This is a genomic window from Catenuloplanes nepalensis (assembly GCF_030811575.1).
GTDB lineage: Bacteria > Actinomycetota > Actinomycetes > Mycobacteriales > Micromonosporaceae > Catenuloplanes > Catenuloplanes nepalensis.
Genome location: NZ_JAUSRA010000001.1, coordinates 1,887,514 through 1,908,265, shown reverse-complemented (window position 1 = coordinate 1,908,265; position 20,752 = coordinate 1,887,514). Strand labels below are relative to the sequence as shown.

Sequence of the window (20,752 nt, the reverse complement as noted above, 5' to 3'; positions counted from 1 at the left end):
GCCGAACCAGCCTGGCCCGGAAACTACCAGGGTGCCCTCGGCCGCCTCCCGCGGGCGGTTCAGCAGGCGGAGGCCGGATAGGAGACCCGGCGTCGCACCGCCGGTCAGGCCCATCGCGCTTGCGGGCGCGCCCGGGCCGGCGCGTCCGCGACCTCGCGCGGCAGCGCGGTCCTCGCGCTCCGCCCGCTGCGGAAGGCGACGGCGTCGGGGGCGTCCTGAGAGGTGACGAGCCAGGCGCGCCGGGCACCGGCGACGACCTCTCCGACGCTCTCCATGGCGTTGCGCAAATCCGCGGAGGCCCGGTGTCCCCGCGGGCGAGCGGTCGCCGGGTGAGAGTGCACGTCGGGGATGGCTATTCGCCCGGTGTGCGGGCTGTCGCCTCGTCTCCACGCGACGGCAGCTTGATCGACATCGCGTGGTGGAACAGGTCGCGCGGGTCCCAGCGGGCCTTGACGCGCTGCAACCTCGGGTAGTTCGCCTTGTAGTACAGGGTGTGCCACGGGACGCCGGACGTGTTCCACCTCGGGTCGGTGGTGTCGACGTCCGGATAGTTGATGTAGGAGCCGTCGGTCACGCCGTCCGGGACCGGCACGCCGCCGGTGTCCCGGTGCATCGCGCCGTACCATCGCCGGATCCAGTCCAGGTTGGCCTGCTCGCCGGCCGGGTCGGTCCAGACGACGTAGTAGACCGCCTTCATGATGCTGTCCCGCTGCGGCATCGCGGTCGCGTCCGGCGCCACCGCGTTGACCTGGCCGCCGTAGGACACCAGCAGCAGCGTCGCACTCTCGTTCCGGTGATCCGTACCGGTCAGGTAGGTCCACGCGGTCTCGATCTGCCCGTCGGTGAACCGTTTCCGCAGGTAGGACGCCTTCACCTTGAACGTGCCGGCCTGCTCGTCCTCGCTCAGCGACCCGGACCGGACGCCGGTCAGCCACGGCAGCCGGCGGGGCGGCTGCACCGTGATCGCGCCCGGGACGCCGTCGGTGACCTCGGCGATGTAGTCGGCCAGCAGCCGGTCGGCGTCCGGCAGCGTGCCGTCCATCGCGGTCACCATCGCGAACGCGCCGGGGTCGGCACCGGTGTTGCGCCGGGTGATCGGCAGCAGGCTGAACAGGCTGGCGTAGCGGTCTCCGGGCGCGCTGTGCCGCTCGTGCCATTCGCCGAAGTTGCGCAGCAGCCGGTGGAACGACTCCTCGGTGACGCTGTGCCAGCTCCAGGCGAGCGTCGTCTCGAGCGTCACCGCGGGTGGCTTCGGCAGCAGCCGGGACGGATCGGTGCCGGTGGCGCCGGGCGTGCGCATCCAGTAGCGGGTGACGACGCCGAAGCTCCCGCCGCCGGCGCCGGTGTGCGCCCACCACAGGTCCCGGTTCGGGTCGCCCGGCTCTCGGGTCGCCACGACCGCGCGCGCCCGCCCGGCGGCGTCGACCACGACGACCTCGACCGCGTACAGGTAGTCGACGACCGAGCCGAACAGGCGGGACAGCGCGCCGTAGCCGCCGCCCTGGATGTGCCCGCCCGCGGCCACGCTGCCGCACTGGCCGCCGGGTATGGTGACGCCCCAGCCGAGGTAGAGCCGCTCGAACACCGTCCACAGCGTGGCACCCGACTCGATCACGAACGCGTCGCGGCGGTCGTCGAACGTGACCTGCCGCATCGCGGACATGTCGATGATGACCTCGGCGCCGTCGCCGACGAAGTTCTCGTAGCAGTGCCCGCCGCTGCGGACGGTGATCCGCTTGCCCGCGCGGACCGCGGCGTCCACCGCGCGCACGACCTGCTCGGTCGTGGTGGGCAGCCGGAAGGACTCGGGGCGCGGGAAGAACCGCTCGCTCGTCCGGCGCAGCACCAGGTCCTCGTAGCGGGCGTCACGCGGCGTGATCAGGGGCGAGTCGCGCACCGCACTCGCGGCGGCCGGGCCGCCGGCCGAAGCCACACCTCCGAGCGCCGCGGCGGCCGGGCTGCCGGCCAGTGCCGCACCTCCGAGCGCCGCGGTGCCGGCGAGGAACCCGCGGCGGGTGGGACCAGACATCATGTCCTGCCTATCTGTCGGTGGATGTGCCAGGGACGCTACGGTCGATCGCCCGGGGTACGCGTCGTCCGCGCGCAGGCGGCGGATACCACGAACGCGGTACTCGCGCCCGGCGTTACCGTCGTGACCGTGCAGGTGGTGAGCGGACAGTGGTGGGCCCGGTTCCCCGACCGGTTCCGGGGGCCGCTGAGCGATGTGGTGGCGGCGACCGCCGGGGTCCTGTTCGTGCTGTTCACCGGCTACACCGCGGTGCACCCGGCGACCATGTCACTGTCGGTGCTGTGCGCGGTGCTGCTCCTGGCGCGCCGGCGCCGTCCGGTATCGGTCCTGCTCGCCGCGGCCGGGCTCAGCATGATCGCCGTCATCGTGGGCCGGCCACCGGACGGGCTGTTCATCGTCGCCGGCATGCTGACCTACGCCACCGCGCTGTACAGCCCACGCCGCCAGCCGTGGTTCTTCGCGTTCCTGCTGTGGAGTTCGATCATGCTGGCCGGCTCCCTGACGTACTACACGGACTGGTGGAACACCGAGCAGTTCACCGCGTTCGCGTTGATCGCCGGCGGGGCGGTGTGGGGCGACTCGGTACGGATGCGCCGGGCCTACCTCGCGGAGGTGACCGACCGGGCCCGGCAGGCGGAGGAGACCCGGGAGGCGGAGGCGCGCCGCCGGGTCGCGGACGAGCGGCTGCGCATCGCCCGGGAGCTGCACGACGTCGTCGCCCACCACATCGCGGTGATCAGCGTCCACGCCGGCGCCGCCCGGCACGCGCTGCGCGACCAGCCGGAGCGGGTGTGGCCGGTGCTCGGGCACATCCGCACGGCCGCGGACACCGTCCTGGAGGAGATCAAGTCGGTGGTCGGCGTGCTCCGCGACCCGGACGACGCGGCGAGCACCGAGCCGGCGCCCGGCGTGGAACGCCTGCCGGAGCTGCTGGCGGGCTTGGACGCCATCGGATTCACCGTGCGGCACCGGCGGCGTGGCGAGGCCCGGCCGTTGCCGTCGGTGGTGGACCTGGCCGCCTACCGCATCGTGCAGGAGGCGCTGACCAACGCGCACCGGCACGGCGACGGCGGCGGCGCCACGCTCGACCTCGAATACACCGCCGATGCCGTACGCATCGACGTCACGAACCGGATCGGCGATCCGCGGCCCGGTTCCGGGTTCGGGATGCTCGGCATGCGGGAGCGCGCCGCGGCCGCGCACGGCACGATCGAGGCCGGGCCGGTCCCGGGCGGCGTCTTCCGGGTGCGGGCCGAGCTACCCACCACGATGGAGGGATGGTGACGTGAGCATCCGCGTTGTCCTCGCCGACGACCAGGCGCTTATCCGCGCCGGCTTCCGGATGATCATCGAAGCGGAACCTGGCCTGGACGTCGTCGGTGAGGCCGCCGACGGCGCCGAGGCCGTCGAGCTGTGCCACCGCGGCCGGGCCGACGTCGTCCTGATGGACATCCGCATGCCGCGGATGGACGGCATCGAGGCGACCCGCCGGATCGGCGCCGACGCGCGTCTGGCCGGCGTGCGGGTGCTGGTACTCACCACGTTCGACGACGACGACAACGTCATCCACGCGCTGCAGGCCGGGGCGAGCGGCTTCCTGGGCAAGAACGTGGCGCCCGCCGATCTGATCAACGCCGTCCGGGTGGTCGCCGCCGGTGAGGCGCTGCTGTCCCCGCGGGCCACCGGCGGGCTGATCAGCCGCCTGATCCACCACGTCCTCCCGCCGGTGAGTCAGCCGCCGGAACTCGGGCTGCTCACCGACCGGGAGAGGGAGCTGCTGCTGCTGGTCGCGCACGGGCTGTCCAACGACGCCATCGCCGCACGGCTGCACCTGTCGCCACTGACGGTCAAGACCCACATCAACCGTACGATGACGAAGCTGCACGCCCGGGACCGGGCACAACTGGTGGTCTTCGCCTACCAGCACCGTCTGGTCCGGCCGGGCGACGCACTGCCCGGCCGCCGGTGAGGTCAGACCAGCGCGCCGGGTCCGCTCACTCCGCATCGTTCATCCACAAAGGATCGTGTCGTCCGGGCATGACGCCTTGGTGCCACGGCCGGCGCGGCGGGCCCGCGCGGAATCGGGCCGGCGCGAGGGCGGCCGGACCGGGGCGCTGCGGCCCCGCCGGATCGAAGCGCTCCAGGCGACCGGATCGCGGCGCCGTGGCCGGCCGGTGGGTGCAGCGACGTCGGCGGCCCGGCGGCGTGCCGCAGACGCGTGCCGGCGGCCCGGAGGACCGGCGCGGGGCCGGCGCGGTGATTGCCCGCGAGACCGGCGCGGGGCCGGCGAGACCGGCGCGGGGCCGGCGCGGTGATTGCCCGCGGGACCGGCCGGCCGTAGGCTCCGGCCGCCGGGATGTCACCTGCCGCGGGGAGTGTCGCGATGCCGTCGACGATCAGCAGTGTGGAAGCGTCCGCGCTGGCAGCGGTGGACGAGACCGCCGTCGCGCGCGCGGTGCTGGACCTGCTCGCCGTCCCCAGCGTGACCGGCAGCCCGGCGGAGTCCGAGTTGCAGCACCGGCTCGCACGCCGCCTGGAGCTGATGGACCTGGACGTCGATCTGTGGTCGCTGGACCTGCCCGCGCTGCGGGCCGACCCGGACTTCCCGGGCGGTGAGGCGCCGCGCACCGAGGGTTGGGGCCTGGTCGGCAGCGAGCCCGGCCGCAACGACGGGCCGACGCTCATCCTTCAGGGGCACGTCGACGTCGTGCCGCCGGGCGACCCGGCGCAGTGGGCCGGCGACCCGTTCCGCCCGCGGGTGGCCGGAGACGTGGTGCACGGGCGGGGCGCGTGCGACATGAAGGCCGGCGTGGTGGCGATCCTCGCGGCGCTGGAGGCGATCCAGCGGTCGGGCGTCCGGTTGCGCGGGCGGGTGGCGACCCACTTCGTCGTCAGCGAGGAGGACGGCGGGCTCGGCGCGTTCGCCACCCTGCGGCGCGGGCACACCGGTGACGCGTGCATCATCACCGAGCCGACGAGCGGCGCCATCATGATCGCGAACGCGGGGGCGCTGACGTTTCGCATCGCGGTCCCGGGCCGGGCGACGCACGGCAGCACCCGCTACGCCGGGACCAGCGCGATCGACGCCTACCTGCCGATCCACGCGGCGCTCGCCCGGCTGGAGGCGCGCCGCAACGCCGACCCCGGCTCGCTGATGGCGGAGTACCCCATTCCGTACCCGCTGTCGGTCGGCACGGTGCGCGCCGGCGACTGGGCGAGTAGCGTCCCGGACCTGCTGGTCGCGGAGGGACGGCTCGGGGTGCGCCTGGACGAGGACCCGGCCCGGGCCCGGGCCGACCTGGAGGAGTGCGTCGCCGAGGCGTGCGCCGGCGACCCGTGGCTGCGCGAGCACCCGGCCACGGTGACCTGGCCGGGCGGCCAGTTCGCCAGCGGACGACTGCCGGCCGGGCACCCGCTCGCGGCCGTGCTCGGCGACGCGCACGCCGACGTCACCGGCAGTCCCCGGCCCGCCCAGCGGGGCGCACCGTACGGAAGCGACCTGCGGTTGTACGCCAGCGCCGGCATTCCCACGCTGCAGTACGGCCCCGGCGACGTCCGGCACGCGCACAGCCCGCAGGAGCAGGTGCGGCTGACCGACGTCGTGACGGTCACCCGCGCCCTGATCCTGGCCGTCCTCCGTAACGTCGGCACCGCCTGAGCCGCTCGGCGCTGCGGTTCGTCACCGGCGGCGAGGGCGCCGGCACTGGACTCGAACGTGACGTACCGGCCGTCGCGGCTCATCGATCCGCCGTGGACGCCGATCGCCGGGGCACCGGTGTGGGTAACGCTCTCCCGGGCCGTCACCCACTGCGCCTGGTCCCGGGCTCTGCCGCCGACGACGCGCGCCGCGGGCCAAGGGCTGCATGACGCCGCGTCATGGCACGGCAAGGTACCGCGGTGCTGGTCCTGGAACCACGACCCGCATGACACCACGCCGGGAACCCGTTGGACCAGCCGCGCGGGCACGCTGACCGATGGGGCACGCCGAGCCGAACGCCGATTAGGTGGATACCGGCCACTTTGTCACGATAAACGGATATTGACGGAATCAGCTAGCCCTCACCTCCCGCGACCGGTTACCGCAACCTACGGCGGGTACCCACGGGATGTGAGTACAGACCGTGCCCGGCGGGCAGACGCAGACGACCACCCGGCCACCGGCCTGGATGCCGACCTCCAACGGCTGGAGGACCGGGTCGAGCAGGGCCTGGACCACATCAACGCCATGATCAAGCCCCGGCTCCGCGGATGGCTGCATGCCGGCGTCTTTCCGATCGCGGTCACGGTCGGCGGGCTGTTGACCGTGCTGTCACCGGACGCCCGTACTCGCCTTGCGTTGGCGCTGTTCACGTTGTCCGCCGCGCTGCTGTTCGGCGTCAGCGCGCTCTACCACCGCGGTCGCTGGAGCGAACGCGCCCACAGAGGGCTACAGCGGTTCGACCACGCCAACATCTTCCTGATCATCGCCGGCAGCTACACGCCGTTCTGCGTGCTCGTGCTGCCCGCCGGGCAGGCCCGGACGCTGCTGTGGATCGTCTGGTGCGGCGCGCTGATCGGCGTCGCGTTCCGGGTCCTGTGGGTCGGCGCCCCGCGCTGGCTGTACGTGCCGGTATACATCGCCCTGGGCTGGGTCGCAGTGATATACCTACCCGAGTTCTGGCGATCCGGCGGCGCGCCGGTCGCCACGTTCATCATCCTCGGCGGCGTGCTCTACACCCTCGGCGCCGTGGTCTACGGCCTCAAACGGCCCGACCCGAACCCGCGCTGGTTCGGATTCCACGAGGTCTTCCACGCCCTGACCATCGCCGCCTTCACCGCCCACTGCATCGGCATCACCATCGCCCTGCACACCCCCGTCACCTGAACGCGCCGCCGGACGAACCCAGTCGGGCGTGACCTGTCCCAGTACCACGGCCACTCTCGGTCCATTCCCGGAACTCCCACCAGTGTGGCTCCCGGCGGGTTCCGGCTGCGGTGCCGGGACCGGCGCCCGGATCCAAGTCAGCCGCCGGCACGTCCAATCCGTCTTTGTCCGTATCCACCGCCCGCTGTCAGGCCCTACGAGACGTGCGGACGAGCCAGCGGCAGCGCCAGCGTGAAAGTCGACCCCGTGCCGAGAGCCGAGATCAGCGAGATGTCCCCGCCCATCGCGGAGGCGAGGCGGCGCGCGATGAACAGGCCCAGACCGGTACCGCCGGTACTCATCGTCATCGGGTCCTCGACCCGGTGGAACTTCTCGAACACCTTCGTCAGCTGATCCGCCGGGATGCCTCGCCCCCGGTCGACGACCTCCACCAGTGCTCGCTCGTCACGCACGCACAACCGGACCTCGACCCGCTCGGCGCTCGGCGAGTATTTCAGGGCGTTGCTGACGAGGTTGCCCACCACCTGGATCGTGCGCCCGGCATCGCACCGCACCTGGACCGGCTCGCCGGGTAGATGCGTCACGATCCGGCCGTCGGCGCCGCCCATGTCGTCGGCGACCTGGCGGACCAAGGCGACCAGGTCATGCGCGTCGAGATCCACCCGCAGCGCCGGATCGTCCTGCCCGTCGTCGATCCGAGATGTCAGCAGTAGGTCCTCCACCAGCCGCGACATGTGCCGCGCCCGGTCGGCGACGAGATCCAGCGCTTGTGCCCGCTTCTCCGGCGTCATCTTCGCGCCACGGGTACGCAGCAGATCGAGGTAGCCGAGGATCGGCGTAAGCGGCGTGCGCAGCTCGTGCGACACCGTCGCGATGAAGTCGGACTTCAGGCGTTCCGCCCGATACTCCCGGGTCAGGTCGGTGATCACGATGACATCGCGGACGAGCCGGTCGCCGTTGAAGACCGCGGAGTGCGCCAGCCGCAGCCGACGCAGCTCGCCGTCGGCACGGCGGATGGTGAATTCCGCTGCCGTCTTGGGTGACTGCGGTGTCACCGGCAACAGCCTGGCGCGGTCGTCGGCGTCGGGAACGTCGAGCAGGTCGGCCAGCCGCCGCCCGTCGGCTTCGGCGGCACTGACGCCGGTCAGGTCGGCGAAGGCCTCGTTCCACATCCGGACGATGCCGGCACCCTCCACCATCACGATGCCCGCGGAGGACTGCTCGACGACGGCGTGCAGCTTGCTCGACTCCTCCACCAGCCGATCCAGGTGCTCGGCGCCACGAAGGGCGACCGCCAGAGCATCACCCAGCGGCGCCAGCAGGGTCATGTCCCGCATCGACAGCTGCCGCCCGCGCCGGCTACGGCTGCCGAGCGCCACCGTCCCGAACCGGCGGCCGCTGGCCTCGATCGGCACGACCAGCAGATGACGCAGATCCGCAGGGAGCCCGGTGCTCAGGTGCTCGGGCCGGTCAACGTCACGCAGCCGGGTGAGATAGGGCGGCACCGGGCCGGTGGCGATCTCGGCGGGCGCGTTCACATCGACGCTCACGGCTTCGCCGGCGTCAGTGAGGTCGGCGACGGCGACGTCGGCGCCGAATGCCTCCCGCAGCAGAAGCAGGAACCGGCGGATCAGGTCCTCCCGTTCGGCGAGGACCTGCGACAGCTCCAGCAGGCGCGCCGACCGTGCGCGCTCGTCGGCCTCCTGCGCGGCAGCCCGGTAGGCGAAGGTGAGCGCCAGCGCCGGCATGGCCATGAACGGCAGCAACATCGGGCTGTGCCGCGCGATCTCGACGGTGGTGAGGCCGGTGGCCACCGTGCCGACCGCCATGTATGCCGACAGCGGCGCCTCGTCCCGGATGATCCGCCACGGGGAGACGCCGCCGATGACGCCGAGGATCTGGGCCAGGCAGCAAAGGTTGATCACGGTGAAGAGCAGTGTGCCCAGCAGGACGCCGAACAGCACCCCGGCCGTCATGTGGCCGGGTGTGCCGCCGACGGTGTACACCACCAGGATCAAACCGGAGACAGCCGCGGCGTACGTGCCGAGGTTGAACACCGCCTTGACCAGTGGGCGACGCTGCGCGGCGCTGGCCACGACCAGAGCGAGCAACGCCGCGAGGAGTGCTTGTCCGGGCGGGAGGAGCAGGACGACGACGACGAGCGCCGCCTCGTAGAGGTTGAGTTCCTCGACCGCGTCACCGTGCCGCAGCCGCACCACCGTCAACTCCGACGCGCAGGTCAGCACGGTGAGCCCGAGCATCAGCCATCCGTCTGGCAGACCGACACCGTCCACGACGCTGACGCGGTCCGCGGTCTGCCACAGGACGACGGTCACCAGAACCACGCCGAGCAGGCTCACCGCGGCGACCCGGCGCAGGACCGGATCCTTGCTCACCTCGCGTGCGGCGGCGGCCACCCGGGCGAGGACGCCCGGGTGGCCGGTGGGTGTCGGTGTCGTCGTCACCGGTCCGCGTGGATCCAGGCCCAGGACCGGGCGCTCCAGCGGTCGGAGGCCCAGGACCGGGCCGCCCAGTCGGCGCCGGCCCAGGACCGCGCGGCCCAGGCCCGTGCGGTCCACTCGTCGGCCGCCCAGGTCCGTGTCGCCCACGATCGAGCCGCCCAGGACCGCGCGGCCCACTCCTCGCCGGCGCCGGCCCAGGACCGCGCCGCCCACGCACGTGCCGCCCACGAGCGGGCGGCCGGGTCGAGCTGCGCCCACGAGCGGGCCGCCCAGTCACGGGAGGCGGGGCTGAGCTTCTCCCAGGCAGCGGTCGCCGCGGCTGCGTCGCCCTTCAGCAGCACCGTCTCGAAGGCCGCCCACTGCTTCGCGTCGCGGGCCAAGGTCGCCATGTCCCGAGTCTGCGCGTGCTCGGCCCCGGTTGATCGCCATTTGGACGCTTCTTTCAGAATGCGGGCCGCGTCGAGCCCACCGGAACCGCCGCCAGCTGCCCGGGTCAGGCCCGGTGCGGCGTACGCGGTGCCGGTGAACAGGCTCTTCACCGAGTCCGGTCGCAGCTTCGGCTGCTCGGCGAGCGCCACCGCGACGATGCCGGAGGCGACCGCCGTGGCCATCGACGTGCCGGAGCCCTTGAAGTACTGGTCACCGACGCGCGCCTGCGGCGCGGTGGTGTCCACGACGCTGCCGGGCGAGCGCAGGCTCACCACGTGGCCGCCCGGTGCGACCAGGTCGGGCTTGGCGTCGCCCTGGAAGGTGGGTCCGCGTCCCGACCACACCCCGACGACGTCGTCGTCGCGACCGGCGGTGCCGCCGTCGTCGAGGCCGCCGACGGTCAGCAGGAGCGGGTCGTTGCCCGGCGCGGTGACGGTTCCGGCGTCCGGGCCGTCATTGCCGGAGGGGACGACGACCGTCACCCCGCGATACCACAGCGACCGCAGCGCCTGGTTGAGCGGATCGACCTGGTATGGCAGCGTGCTCCCGGAGGACAGCGACAGGTTGAGGACATCCACCTGCCGGGAGTGCTCGCTGACCCACTGCAGGCCACGCAGGACGGTGATGAGGTCGGTGCTGCCCGTGGCGTCGGCGACCTTGATGTCGATCAGCGACGCTGCCGGCGCGACACCCCGGTAGGCGCCGCCGGAGGCCGCGCCGGAGCCGGCGATCAGGCCTGCCATGAACGTGCCGTGTCCGTAGCCGTCACCGTCGCCGGTTCCGGTGAAGTCGAGGCGCCGGGTGACCCGGCCGGCGAGGTCCGGCACGTCGGCGATGCCGGTGTCGACCACCGCGACGGTGACCCCGGCGCCCCCGGTGCCACCGTCCGGCAGGCCGAGGGTGTCGCGCAGGGTGGCCGCGGTCACGGCCGGGGTGGTGCCGGATGCGGCGGCGACCCGCAGTTCACGCTGGGGAGCCACGAACCAGCGCGAATCCAGCCGGGCATCACCCGGCAGCCGGGCCGCGACTCCGCCCGCGACCGGGAGGGACGCGATCACTTCGCCACCGGCCGCCACGACCGCGTCCGCCGCGCCCGACGGGCCGGTGACGACGACGTCGCGCCAGCCGGGTGCGGCTTGGGCGCCGGCCGGCGCGACCGACAGGGGAACGGCGGTGGACGTGATGATGAGGGCCGCCGCCACGAGCGCGCCTCTGCGGCGGGACGACACCGTGCCGGGCTTCCACGTGCTGTCGCTATGTTCCATGCTCCTGCCACCTTCGGGGGGGGGTGCTGGGATAGATAGGTGAGCTGAGCATCGGCGCCCCGATCCGGCGCCTGAGGAAACCCCGATCGCAACCGGCCCGCTATTTCGAGCCGGACGAGCCCGGGCCCCCTTCACCCACGACCGGGATGCGCTGTCCGAGGGCGCCTTCGACCAGGTCGAGAACGTCGGCCGCGGCGAAGGGTTTGGCCAGGTAGTAGTCGACCCCGTCGGCCCAGCCGCGGGACGCGGAATCCGCGTCGGCGGCGGCGGTGAGCATCAGGACGGGCACGGGATCGCCGTCCTGGCCGCGGATGTCACGCAGGACGCCGTACCCGTCGAGGCCCGGCATCATCACGTCCAGGATCACGAAGTCGGGCCGGACGACCTCGAAGGCCCGCAGGCCGTCATGGCCGTCCACGGCCACCGCGACGACGTGATCGTCCATCTCCAGCACGTCGGTGAGCAGTTGCCGGATCGCCGGGTCGTCGTCCACCACCAGGATCGTCGCCATGATGTCTCCGTCGTCTGCGCTGTGGTCAGGACTCGAGGTGCTGTGCGGCCCGGGCGGACGCCGCGCAGGCCGTCTGGCGCCAGTCGACTCCGCGTGCGGCCAGCTGCGGGTGGGACAGCAGCCGTGCCAGTTCATCGTCGTGCTGCCCGTCCGCCGGGTCACGGGAATCGGTCTGTTGCACCAGGAGGTGGGCGACCCGCAGGGCTCCGGCCACGCCGAGCCCCGACTCGGCCGGCTCATGCGGGAGGTCGCGTTCGGCGACCGCGGTCACGACCGGCGAGGGAAGACCCCACAGGTGCAGCAGTTCCACGCCGATGTCCCGGAACGGCACCCCGGCGCAGTCGGTCCCGGCCGGGTCGCCGGGGGCGTCGAGGGTCTCGTGCGGGGCCCCGATCGCGGAGAGCCGCCCGACGTCCTGGAGCATGGCCGCGGCCTGTGCGTGCGGGCGGTGCGCCGGCGAGGCCACCTGCTCCACGAGCAGCATGGTGGCCACCGCGTGCCGCCAGACCGACCGCACGGACGCGTCGGCGGCCGGATGCCAGGTGGCCGGTTCCCAGTGCGCCGAACCGGCGCTCACCAGGTCTTTGATGGTCATGATCCCCATGGCGCTGATGACCGCGGCGATGGAGGCGTTCTTGGGCCGGGGGCCGAAGAAACCCGAATTGGACAACTGGAGCAATTTGGCGGAGAGCCCGATGTGCTGCACGACCGCATCGACCAGCCGGTCGTAGTCCACCTCCGCCGCGCCGAGCAGGCCGGCGAGCTCGGCGTCCTGCTGCGGGAGCGCGGGCAGCACCCGAACCGCCCCGGCGATGCGACGGGACCGCTCGCCGTGCGCCGGTGACGTGCGGACGATGAGCTGGCCGATGACGTCGATCACGGCTCCGGCGTCGGACGGCTTCGACAGGAAGCGATGCCCGGCGACGGCCGCTCTGATCGCGGCCTCCCGCTCCGTGTGCCCGGAGAGGACGACTCGGGCGGTTCCCGGGTGGATCTGGCTGATCCGGGTCAGAAGCTGGGCGCCGTCCATACCGGGCATCCGCATGTCCGACACCACGACGTCGTACGGGCGTTCCGCAAGGATCTCCAGCGCCGGCTCGCCTCCCGGCGCGAAGGACATGTCCCATTCGTTCCGCTTGGTGCGCAGCGAGCGGCGCAGGCCGTCGAGGATGTGCGGTTCGTCGTCGACGAAGAGGATGCGGGGCATGCTCATGCCGCTGTGCGCCTTCCGGCGATCGGTAGACGGAGCGTGAACGTGGCGCCCTCACCGAGTCTAGAGTCGACGTCGATGGTGCCGCCGTGTTTCTCGCAGATCGCCGCGGCCAGCGCGAGGCCCTGACCGGTGCCCTTGCCGACCTCCTTGGTCGTGAAGAACGGCTCGAAGATCAGTTTCTGGATCTCCTCGGGGATGCCGACTCCGTTGTCGGTGAAGCGGATGACGACGTATCGGTCCTCGGCATGTGTGCTCACCCGGATCTCGCCACGCTGCTCGCGGCCCTCCATCGCGTCGGCCGCGTTCACCAGCAGGTTCAGGAAGACCTGGTTGAGGTCGCCGACGTGGCACAGCATCTCGGGAATCTCGTTCAGGTCGAGCACGACGTCGGCGACGTACTTGACCTCGTTGCGGACCACCGTGAGGGTCGTCCGGATCGCCTCGTTGAGATCGGCGTACGCGCGGTCCTCCGTACCCTTGAAGCTGAATGCCTTCATCGCCCTGACCAGTGAGGCGACGCGCTCGATACCCTCGAGGCTCTGCCCGACCGCACTCGGCACCTCTGAGGTCAGGTAGTCCATGTCGGCGGCCTCCTCGGCCTCCGTCGCACGACGCTTGCGCTCCTCCCACGGCAGTTGCCCGTACCCGGGTTCCAGGCACTCCCGGTACACCAGCAACAGCTTCAGCATCTGCTGGTACGCCTCGGCGAGGAACCGGGTGTTGTCGCCGACGAACTGGATCGGCGTGTTGATCTCGTGGGCCAGCCCGGCGGAAAGCCGGCCGAGGGATTCCAGCTTCTGATCGTGGCGGTCCTCGACCTCGCGCTGCTGCCGGCGGCGCTGCTCCGTGGTGTCACGGAACACCACGACGAGGCCGGTGACCGTCGCGCCGACGTGCAGCGGCGCGGCCGAGTACTGCACGGGGAAGACGGAGCCGTCCCTACGGACGTGCATCTCGTTGTCGACCTCCACCGGCGAGCCGGTGGAGCAGACCCGCGTCAACGGGCACGCCGTGGGAGGCAGCGCGGCCCACGAGTGCAGCGTCTCGTGCACGCTTCGGCCGAGGAGTTCCTGCTCCGTCCAGCCGAGCATCCGCGTCGCGGCCCGGTTGATGGAGGTGAGGCGGCCCTGCTCGTCGGTGGTGTACAGGCCGTCCGCCATGTTGTCCATGACGATGGAGCGGAACTCCTCCGCCTGCTTCGACATGCGGAACTCCTCCGTCCCTGGACGCACCGTCGTGAACCGGCCCCCTTCCGGGCCTATCGGCATGGACGGCTGACAGTTGAGTTCGCTGATCGGCTGGTTCGGCTCAGATGCGGCGGCGCTTCCTTGCCGGTGCCAGCCGACGAGGCTCTCGTTGGCGTTACCTCACCCGCGTCGGCCATGCGCGAGATCGGGCCGCCGCTCGAGACAGCGCGATGGCCTCGGCCGGAACGGGGCTCGCGGCGTCGACCAGCCGGGCGGACGTGCTGGACGTCGCGCTGGGCGCGCCGCCGGCGCTGGACAACGAGGGTCAGGCGGCTTACCGCCCGTCCTCCGTCAACGGGCAGAGTAACGCCGTTGATGAATCCAGCGCCGGGTTCGAGGGGGAACGCTGGCGCGGGCGTGGTCAGAAGACCCGCAGGGTGCGGTCCGGTGCGCCGCCGACCCGATCCGGGTAGATCAGCAGCACGTCACCGTTGCGCACCACCGCCGGGTTCGTCCATCTCTCCTCAGCCGCGGGCACGAGAACCACCGTCGACCCCCGATCAGCATCGTGCACGACCACCGACCGGATCGTGGAGGCCAGCGAATCCCACCCGAACGACTGGGCCGGGTGATCATCCGGCCCCTCCGCCAAGATCACGAAGAACCGGTCGTCGAGCCAATGCCCGCACTCGTCGAGGGTCTGATCATCGGCGATGGGAAGCCCGTCGATCCAAAGCCTTCGGTCCCACTGCACCGCCCGATGCCGATCGCCGGCACCGAAGGAGATCCGCAGCGCGAACGAATCGCCCCACCAGCCGACATAGTGGTCACATCCACCGGGCCGCGGACCTTCCCGATGGACGGCTTCGCCGGCGCCCGGAGGGGGATCCTGCGCGCAGACCTCCGGTTCTTGGCAGGACCGGTCCATCCGCCGGGTACAGCCGAACCGGGCGGCGGCACAGTCGCGCGGGACCACCCGGGACAGCACCTGCACCAGCTGCTCCCGATAGGCGTCCTCACCGAGTAGATCGACGTGTTCGCTGGCTTCGCTCCAACGGTTGAACAGGTCCACTCCGGCTGCCGAGAGTCGCAGCCACCGCCGCCACGGATCGCCGAGATGTCGCCACTTCAGCGCGGCCCGGACGTCGGCGGGCTCCGGCGGCCGCTGGAGTGCACGGAGAATGCGTTTCCGGTCGTCTCCGTCCCTCTCCCTGGGCCGAAACACTCTCTCACCCCCGCCACACACACATCGCTCAACTGATCACTAGTGTGCTGGGTCCTCAGATCGTTCTCGACGGGTACGGGTGAGTTGCACCTTCTCCGAGAGCAGCCCCTGTCGTGCTCACCGATGACGAGCGTGAGCAGTCGCAGGCGTGGGCGCGGCGGCCGACGCCGGCGCAGGCCCAGCAGGGTGCGCGCCCACCGCAGCCGCTCAGCCGGCTTCGCGATGCCGGGCATCGTCTCCGATGGGGATCGGCGGTAGGGTCAGATCGCGTCGCACCGTGGACTCGTCGAGGCCGTAGCGGGCCAGAGACGGCCGTGCAGACTCTCGTCGCGAGCGGTGACCGGCCCGCCCCGCATCACCACCGCGCCGCGCCTCCATGTCCGCGAGCTCCTGCCACGCCGCGGAATCGGCCAGCCCGAGCCGGGCAGCCACACCCACGGCCGCAGGGACGGGGGCATCGGAGAGCGCGGCGTAGTCGACATCGATGAAACGCTCGGGGTGTGCCTGCCGGACGGCCCTCGCACGCTCGGTCGCCCTGCTCCAGATCTCAAGCCAGGTGGCACCGATTTCGTGCGGGTCCACCACGGTGTTGTACAGCCGGCGGCTTCCCTCCATGAAATAGCACCAGGAGAGCATCGCTGCCGCCGGGTCGCGATGAGTGGTGACGATCGTGGCATCCGGGAAGGTCTCGAGGACGACGTCGATATGACCGAGATGGTAAGGCGACTTCAGAACCCATCGAACTGGATCGCTGTGCTTCCGCATCGCCTGCAGTTGAAGCTTGTAGTAGGCGTAGTCCGGCCGGACATCGCGCTCGGCGTACCACGCGCGGTAGCCGGGCACGGGCACGACGCCGTCGAACTGGTTGCTGTGCGGCAGAAGGAACACGCACTCCTCGGGACCGAACGGATCGAGCGGATGCACCCGCCGCATCTCGGGCATGCTGCGGTGGTACATCGAGGACATACTCTGGGCAGCCTTGATCAGCTTCTCGTCGTCCCGGCCGAGTGAGGCCGGGCCCAACAGCTCCCACAACGTCGGTGCGCGGGCCGCGGAGTGCACACCGAGCATGCGGTGCAGCAGTGTCGTACCGGTCCGCGGCAACCCGGTTATGAAGATCGGCCGTTCGATCACCCGCTCCGCGACACCGGGATCCTGATCGAGCAGATGCCGCATCCGCAGGCGAGTCTCCAGCCGACGGGTGAGCTCCTGCTGCGTACCCAACCGCCCGATCGGACTCAGCGCCGGGGCTGCCCTTATCGCGTCGCACAGCACCCGCAGGTCATCAACGAAGGCCTGATCGCCGGCGAGAGGGGGCAGGCCGCTACGCCGGTACGCCGCCTTCTTCGCCGCCTCGATCGAGGCGGGCCGGCTCACCGGCCCCAGAACCGCATTCAACGGCCGCACCCAGGAGGCGAGTCGCGGCCCGTCAGGGACGGTATGCCTCATATTTCTCCTCGGCGTGGTGCGGACGAGCAAGAACACCTGAGCCCGGGCCATCGAGCGCCGTACAGGGATGATCGCACGAGCTCTCATCGACGGATGAACCTGCCGGTGGGCACGTATCGAGTTTCACATGAACGCGAACACCTGATTCTGCTCGGCTTCCAGGTCGACCGTGGCGGATGATCTGACCGGCAGGGGGCGAGGGTCAGAGATCCGAACCCCGGCTCGCGGAGGCCAGGCGCTCACGGTGAGTGCGATGGAGACGGGTCCCGAGCGGGCGGCCGGCGAGCCAGACAACGGCGGGGACGGCGGCGCGCAGGAGCTGGGCCTGCTCCTCGCTCGCCCCGTGCAGGGCCATGCCCAGCATCAGCAGACGCCGCGCGAAGGTCACCTTGCCGAGGGAGGCCTCGACGGTCGCCTTCCACTCGCGTTCGGTCAGGTAGCGATCGATGAGCGGCAGAATCCGCTCCTCCTCCAGCGCCAGATGCTCGTACAGCGCCGGCAACAGACGCTCCGCGACGGCGGCGACGGCATCCCGGTCCGTGGCGTCCGCGGAGGCCCGCCAACGCCGGCCGCCCGCGGCGAGCGCTTCCAGTTCACCGTCGATGGAGGCGTGCTGCCGGTCCATCGTCTCGATGAGGGGCTCGACGTCGTCGGGGCAACGCTCCCGCAGCCGGGGCCACACATGGTCGTCCTCGCTGGTGTGATGGGCGTGCAGGAAGTCGACCATCATCAGGACGTGGCCGGCGACGACGACGGTGCTGTCCGCGTCATCCGCCGGCACGCCGGCGATCAGCGCGGGCAGAGCCCCGAACTCCCGCCGCATGGCGTCGTGCGCGCCGATCATGTCGCGACTGTCGGCCATCTTCTCGTTCTGCATGGGAGCAGCTTCGAGGCCGTACCCTTCAAACCGCCTACAACAGAAATACAGTGCGGCTGCCGCGCCGGTTGCCGCCGTCGGTGACATGGGCTTACATGGTGCGGTGCTGACGTTCGCGGTGCTGGGTCCGTTCGAGGTCCGCGCGGGCGATCAGCCGGTCGACGTCGGGGGCCGGCTGCCCCGCAGGCTCCTGACGATCCTGATCGCCGCGGAAGGGCGGCCGGTCTCGGAGGACAACCTGGCCGAAAGACTGTGGGGTCACCACCGGCCACGCGATCCCGCAGGCGCTCTGCAGGTGTACGTCTCCCGGCTGCGCCGGGTGCTGCCGGGCACGGCGTTGCAGCGCTCCGCCGGCGGCTATCGGCTCCTCGCCGCCGACACCGACGTCGAACGTTTTCGCGGCCACCTCGCCCGCGCCCGTGCGCTGATCGCCGGCGACCGCCGTGCCGAGGCGCACGAGGCCTTCGACGCGGCACTGCGGTTGTGGCGCGGGACACCGTACGAGGATCTGACCGACGACGAGCCGACGACCGCGATCCGTGCCGCCCTGGTGGAACAGCGCGACAGCGCCCAGGAAGAGGGCGCCGCGGCGCTGCTGGCCACCGGCGACCACGCCGGTGCGGTGGCCATGCTCGAGATGCTGGTGCACGCCACGCCGTACCGCGAACGCCGTTGGCAGTTGCTGGCGCTGGCGCTCTACCGTTCGGGACGCCAGGCCGACGCCCTGAACGCGGTGCGCCGGGTCCGGACCCTGCTGGCAGAGGAACTGGGTGTCGACCCCGGACCGGAGTTGCGGCAGCTCGAAGGCCGGATCCTGGCACAGGACCCGGCCCTGGCGGCCACCAGCGTCACGGCCGCGACCCCCGGTGATCGGCCGCTGTCGTCGTTCATCGGCCGCGACGCCGATCTGGCCCTGCTGGACCGTCTCGTCGGCACGCATCGGCTCGTCACCATCATCGGGCCCGCCGGGTCGGGCAAGACCCGCCTGGCCGTGGAATGGGCCGGGCGGGACGCCGTCGTCCGGCTCGCCGATGTGGCCGACCCCGCCCCCCTGGTCTCCGCGGTCGCCGCGGCGGCCGGCGTCACCGGGTTCGCCGACGACCCGTACGAGGCGCTCGTCAAGCGGTTGCGCCTGCACGGGGAACCGCTGGTGCTCGACAACTGCGAGCACCTCGCCGACGAGGTGGCCCGGCTCGTCGTCGACCTGCTCGACCGGATTCCCGCGTTGCGGGTGGTGGCCACGAGCCGCAGCCCGCTCGGCGTCGACGGTGAGCACAGTCTTCCTCTCGGGCCGCTGGCCGCCGACGACGCCGTGACGCTGCTGACCGATCGCATCCGCGCGGGCCGGCCCGGCTGGTTCGAGCAGGACGCCGACCGGCGGGATCTGCGCCGCCTCGCCGACGCGCTGGACCGTCTGCCGCTGGCCCTGGAACTGGCGGCGGCGCGGGTGCGGACCTTCGGCGTACGGGGGCTGATCGAGCAGCTGGACGACCGGTTCACCGTGCTGGGCCGGATCCCGCACGGCACGATGACCCCGCACGCGACGTTGCAGGAGGCCGTCGCCTGGAGCTTCGACCTTCTCTCCGGCGAGGAGCGTGAACTCGCCGTGCGGCTCTGGCCGTACGAGGGTGGCTTTCCCTTGGAGGCCGCGGCCTCCGCCGCCGGGCTCGGCGCGCTCGTCTCGCTGGTCGACCAGTCCGTGGTCACCGCCGAGACCGGCGGCAGCACGGCGCGCTACCGGATGCTGGAGACGATCCGGGCGTACTGCCGGTCCGTGGACGGAGATCCGGCGGCGACCCGGGCCGCCCACGCCGTCTGGGTTCGCGAGCTGGTCGCCCGGGCCGCGGGCGATCTCCAGGGCGTGCGGTCCGCGGCCACGATGGCAGCGCTGCGTCTGGAGTTGCCGAACCTGCGCGCGGGGCTCGCGCACGACCTGACGCATGCCCCGGTCGAGGCCTTGCGTACGGCCGGGCGGCTCATGTGGTTCTGGATCCGCAGCGGCCTGCTCGCCGAGGGCAACCGGATGCTGAACGCAGCCCTGGTCGCCGCGCCGGACGCCCCGCTCAGCGACGTCGTGCGGGCCATGGTCTCGTCGGCCGGCCTGTTGTACTTCACCGGCGACATCCCCACGGCACGGCGCATGCTGTCCGAGGCGTTCCTGGCGGTGAGCCCGGAACCGGGGCATCGCAGCCTGCTCGCCGAGGTCCGCTACTACCAGGCTCTGGTCCAGCTGCCGGGAGGCGATCCGGCGATCGCGCTGACCGCGTCGGCCGAGGCGCACGCCATCGCCACCGAGACGCGGACCACCTGGCTGGTCGCGGCCACCGAGATGGCGTGGGGCGCCGCCCTCGTCATGGCCGGCCGGATCGCCGACGGCCGGCACCGGCTGCGGGCGGCCGTGCGGCTCGCCGACGCCTCCGGGCTGGTCTGGACGGCCGCGCTCAGCGAGCTCATGCTGGCCCAGACCCTGGTCGACGCCGGGGACGGCGAAGCGCTGCCCCTGCTGCGGACCTCGCTGCGGCGCTTCCTCGACGAAGGCGACCTGAGCAACCAGCTGGCCGTGCTGCACAACGGGGCCCTGGCCCTGGACGCGGCCGGCGATGCGGCCGCCGCCGCGCTGCTCCGCGACGTCGTCCATTTTCACCAGGCGCACAGCGGCATCCGGCCGGCCGGCACCTACCTCCAGTCGATCATGCCGCACGGCTGGTACGAAGGCGCCCCTCCCGCACAGCCGCCGACACTCGACGACGCCGTCGCCGTCCTGACCTCCCCGGCGCGCGCTGTCTGACGGTTGCGACCCGGGGGCGGGCCAGGGGCATCGCGTAGTCCGACGAGACGGCTGCGACCGGGGGCTTTGAAGCGTCATCCGGAAGAAGACCGCCGAAGAAGTCCTCGGCTCCCTCGGCGGTATCTACACGGACTTCAGGCGCAGCACACTAGTGGGGCCTGACTTCGCCCGTGACGGGCCACGCATCCGGGGCCAGGGAGGCGACGTTGATGCCGAGGGTCTGCAGCAGCGAGGCGTTGCTCACTGTGTCGATGAGCGTGGGTAGCTCCTTGTCGACCCAGTCGGCCCTGCCGTGCAGATCCCGCGATCGTAGTGTCGCCACCACTACGGCCTTCTTGACGCACGTTCCTGTAGCCATGACACCTTAATCCTTCGCTTCGTGATGAGAGGGCTTACCGGTCGCCGCGAACCGGCGGGCCCGGCCCCGCGCGTCTCGCGGACGACGCCGAGTGT

16 protein-coding genes are annotated in these 20,752 nt (G+C 71.8%); 5 read left to right on the top strand and 11 right to left on the bottom strand.

Annotated features, from left to right (window positions below; all coding sequences use genetic code 11):
• Window positions 1-104 precede the first annotated feature (104 nt).
• Together J2S43_RS07945 and J2S43_RS07940 are read right to left on the bottom strand one after the other, a co-directional pair.
• The gene (locus J2S43_RS07945; RefSeq protein ID WP_306828017.1) at window positions 105-275 is read right to left on the bottom strand and encodes a hypothetical protein; all 171 of its coding nucleotides are present in this window, start codon (window positions 273-275) and stop codon (window positions 105-107) included.
• A 77-nt stretch (window positions 276-352) separates the two neighbouring features.
• Complete coding sequence (locus J2S43_RS07940) at window positions 353-2,029, bottom strand: FAD-binding oxidoreductase (protein WP_306828015.1); 1,677 nt, start codon at window positions 2,027-2,029, stop codon at window positions 353-355.
• Between the two features lie 129 nt (window positions 2,030-2,158).
• Here J2S43_RS07940 and J2S43_RS07935 point away from each other — a divergent pair, with 129 nt between their 5' ends.
• The 4 genes from J2S43_RS07935 (at window position 2,159) to trhA (ending at window position 6,893) form a co-directional block, all read left to right on the top strand.
• Window positions 2,159-3,313, top strand: a complete 1,155-nt coding sequence (locus J2S43_RS07935; protein ID WP_306828013.1) for a sensor histidine kinase — start codon at window positions 2,159-2,161, stop codon at window positions 3,311-3,313.
• 1 nt (window position 3,314) lies between these two features.
• Complete coding sequence (locus tag J2S43_RS07930; protein ID WP_306828011.1) at window positions 3,315-3,998, top strand: response regulator; 684 nt, start codon at window positions 3,315-3,317, stop codon at window positions 3,996-3,998.
• A gap of 414 nt (window positions 3,999-4,412) precedes the next feature.
• Window positions 4,413-5,687: an ArgE/DapE family deacylase gene (locus J2S43_RS07925; protein ID WP_306828009.1), complete on the top strand. Its 1,275-nt coding sequence runs from the start codon at window positions 4,413-4,415 to the stop codon at window positions 5,685-5,687.
• Window positions 5,688-6,137: 450 nt separating this feature from the next.
• Window positions 6,138-6,893: a PAQR family membrane homeostasis protein TrhA gene (gene trhA / locus J2S43_RS07920; protein ID WP_306828007.1), complete on the top strand. Its 756-nt coding sequence runs from the start codon at window positions 6,138-6,140 to the stop codon at window positions 6,891-6,893.
• A gap of 194 nt (window positions 6,894-7,087) precedes the next feature.
• Here trhA and J2S43_RS07915 read toward each other — a convergent pair whose 3' ends face one another.
• From J2S43_RS07915 to J2S43_RS07880, 8 genes are all read right to left on the bottom strand, one after another.
• Complete coding sequence (locus tag J2S43_RS07915) at window positions 7,088-8,989, bottom strand: sensor histidine kinase (RefSeq protein ID WP_306828005.1); 1,902 nt, start codon at window positions 8,987-8,989, stop codon at window positions 7,088-7,090.
• Window positions 8,990-9,354: 365 nt separating this feature from the next.
• The gene (locus J2S43_RS07910) at window positions 9,355-11,049 is read right to left on the bottom strand and encodes a S8 family serine peptidase (protein WP_306828003.1); all 1,695 of its coding nucleotides are present in this window, start codon (window positions 11,047-11,049) and stop codon (window positions 9,355-9,357) included.
• Between the two features lie 100 nt (window positions 11,050-11,149).
• The gene (locus tag J2S43_RS07905) at window positions 11,150-11,560 is read right to left on the bottom strand and encodes a response regulator transcription factor (RefSeq protein WP_306828001.1); all 411 of its coding nucleotides are present in this window, start codon (window positions 11,558-11,560) and stop codon (window positions 11,150-11,152) included.
• A gap of 25 nt (window positions 11,561-11,585) precedes the next feature.
• A complete protein-coding gene (locus J2S43_RS07900) occupies window positions 11,586-12,773 on the bottom strand; it encodes a response regulator (RefSeq protein ID WP_306827999.1) in 1,188 nt (395 codons plus the stop codon).
• Complete coding sequence (locus J2S43_RS07895) at window positions 12,770-13,978, bottom strand: two-component system sensor histidine kinase NtrB (protein WP_306827997.1); 1,209 nt, start codon at window positions 13,976-13,978, stop codon at window positions 12,770-12,772. Before J2S43_RS07895 ends, J2S43_RS07900 begins: the two co-directional genes overlap by 4 nt.
• Window positions 13,979-14,381: 403 nt before the next feature.
• Window positions 14,382-15,032, bottom strand: a complete 651-nt coding sequence (locus tag J2S43_RS07890) for a hypothetical protein (RefSeq protein ID WP_306827995.1) — start codon at window positions 15,030-15,032, stop codon at window positions 14,382-14,384.
• A gap of 360 nt (window positions 15,033-15,392) precedes the next feature.
• Complete coding sequence (locus tag J2S43_RS07885) at window positions 15,393-16,583, bottom strand: sulfotransferase family protein (RefSeq protein WP_306827993.1); 1,191 nt, start codon at window positions 16,581-16,583, stop codon at window positions 15,393-15,395.
• 253 nt (window positions 16,584-16,836) lie between these two features.
• Window positions 16,837-17,511 carry a hemerythrin domain-containing protein gene (locus tag J2S43_RS07880; protein ID WP_306827992.1) on the bottom strand — a complete coding sequence of 225 codons (675 nt, stop codon included), beginning with the start codon at window positions 17,509-17,511 and terminating at the stop codon, window positions 16,837-16,839.
• An 85-nt stretch (window positions 17,512-17,596) separates the two neighbouring features.
• Here J2S43_RS07880 and J2S43_RS07875 point away from each other — a divergent pair, with 85 nt between their 5' ends.
• Window positions 17,597-20,299, top strand: coding sequence for an AfsR/SARP family transcriptional regulator (locus tag J2S43_RS07875; RefSeq protein ID WP_306827989.1), 2,703 nt, complete (start codon window positions 17,597-17,599; stop codon window positions 20,297-20,299).
• A 148-nt stretch (window positions 20,300-20,447) separates the two neighbouring features.
• On the opposite strand, the gene J2S43_RS07870 is transcribed toward J2S43_RS07875, so the two are convergent.
• Entirely contained in the window at window positions 20,448-20,657 is a 210-nt protein-coding gene (locus tag J2S43_RS07870; protein WP_306827986.1) for a hypothetical protein, read from the bottom strand.
• Window positions 20,658-20,752: the final 95 nt, after the last annotated feature.

Excerpts from the sequence above, each read along its gene's own strand:
- J2S43_RS07925 (WP_306828009.1), top strand. The coding sequence starts at position 4,413 with ATGCCGTCGACGATCAGCAGTGTGGAAGCGTCCGCGCTGGCAGCGGTG.
- J2S43_RS07900 (WP_306827999.1), bottom strand. The coding sequence starts at position 12,773 with ATGAGCATGCCCCGCATCCTCTTCGTCGACGACGAACCGCACATCCTC.
- J2S43_RS07875 (WP_306827989.1), top strand. The coding sequence starts at position 17,597 with ATGGGCTTACATGGTGCGGTGCTGACGTTCGCGGTGCTGGGTCCGTTC.
- J2S43_RS07870 (WP_306827986.1), bottom strand. The coding sequence starts at position 20,657 with ATGGCTACAGGAACGTGCGTCAAGAAGGCCGTAGTGGTGGCGACACTA.
- J2S43_RS07895 (WP_306827997.1), bottom strand. The coding sequence starts at position 13,978 with ATGTCGAAGCAGGCGGAGGAGTTCCGCTCCATCGTCATGGACAACATG.
- J2S43_RS07910 (WP_306828003.1), bottom strand. The coding sequence starts at position 11,049 with ATGGAACATAGCGACAGCACGTGGAAGCCCGGCACGGTGTCGTCCCGC.
- J2S43_RS07880 (WP_306827992.1), bottom strand. The coding sequence starts at position 17,511 with ATGCAGAACGAGAAGATGGCCGACAGTCGCGACATGATCGGCGCGCAC.
- J2S43_RS07940 (WP_306828015.1), bottom strand. The coding sequence starts at position 2,029 with ATGTCTGGTCCCACCCGCCGCGGGTTCCTCGCCGGCACCGCGGCGCTC.
- J2S43_RS07905 (WP_306828001.1), bottom strand. The coding sequence starts at position 11,560 with ATGGCGACGATCCTGGTGGTGGACGACGACCCGGCGATCCGGCAACTG.
- J2S43_RS07945 (WP_306828017.1), bottom strand. The coding sequence starts at position 275 with ATGGAGAGCGTCGGAGAGGTCGTCGCCGGTGCCCGGCGCGCCTGGCTC.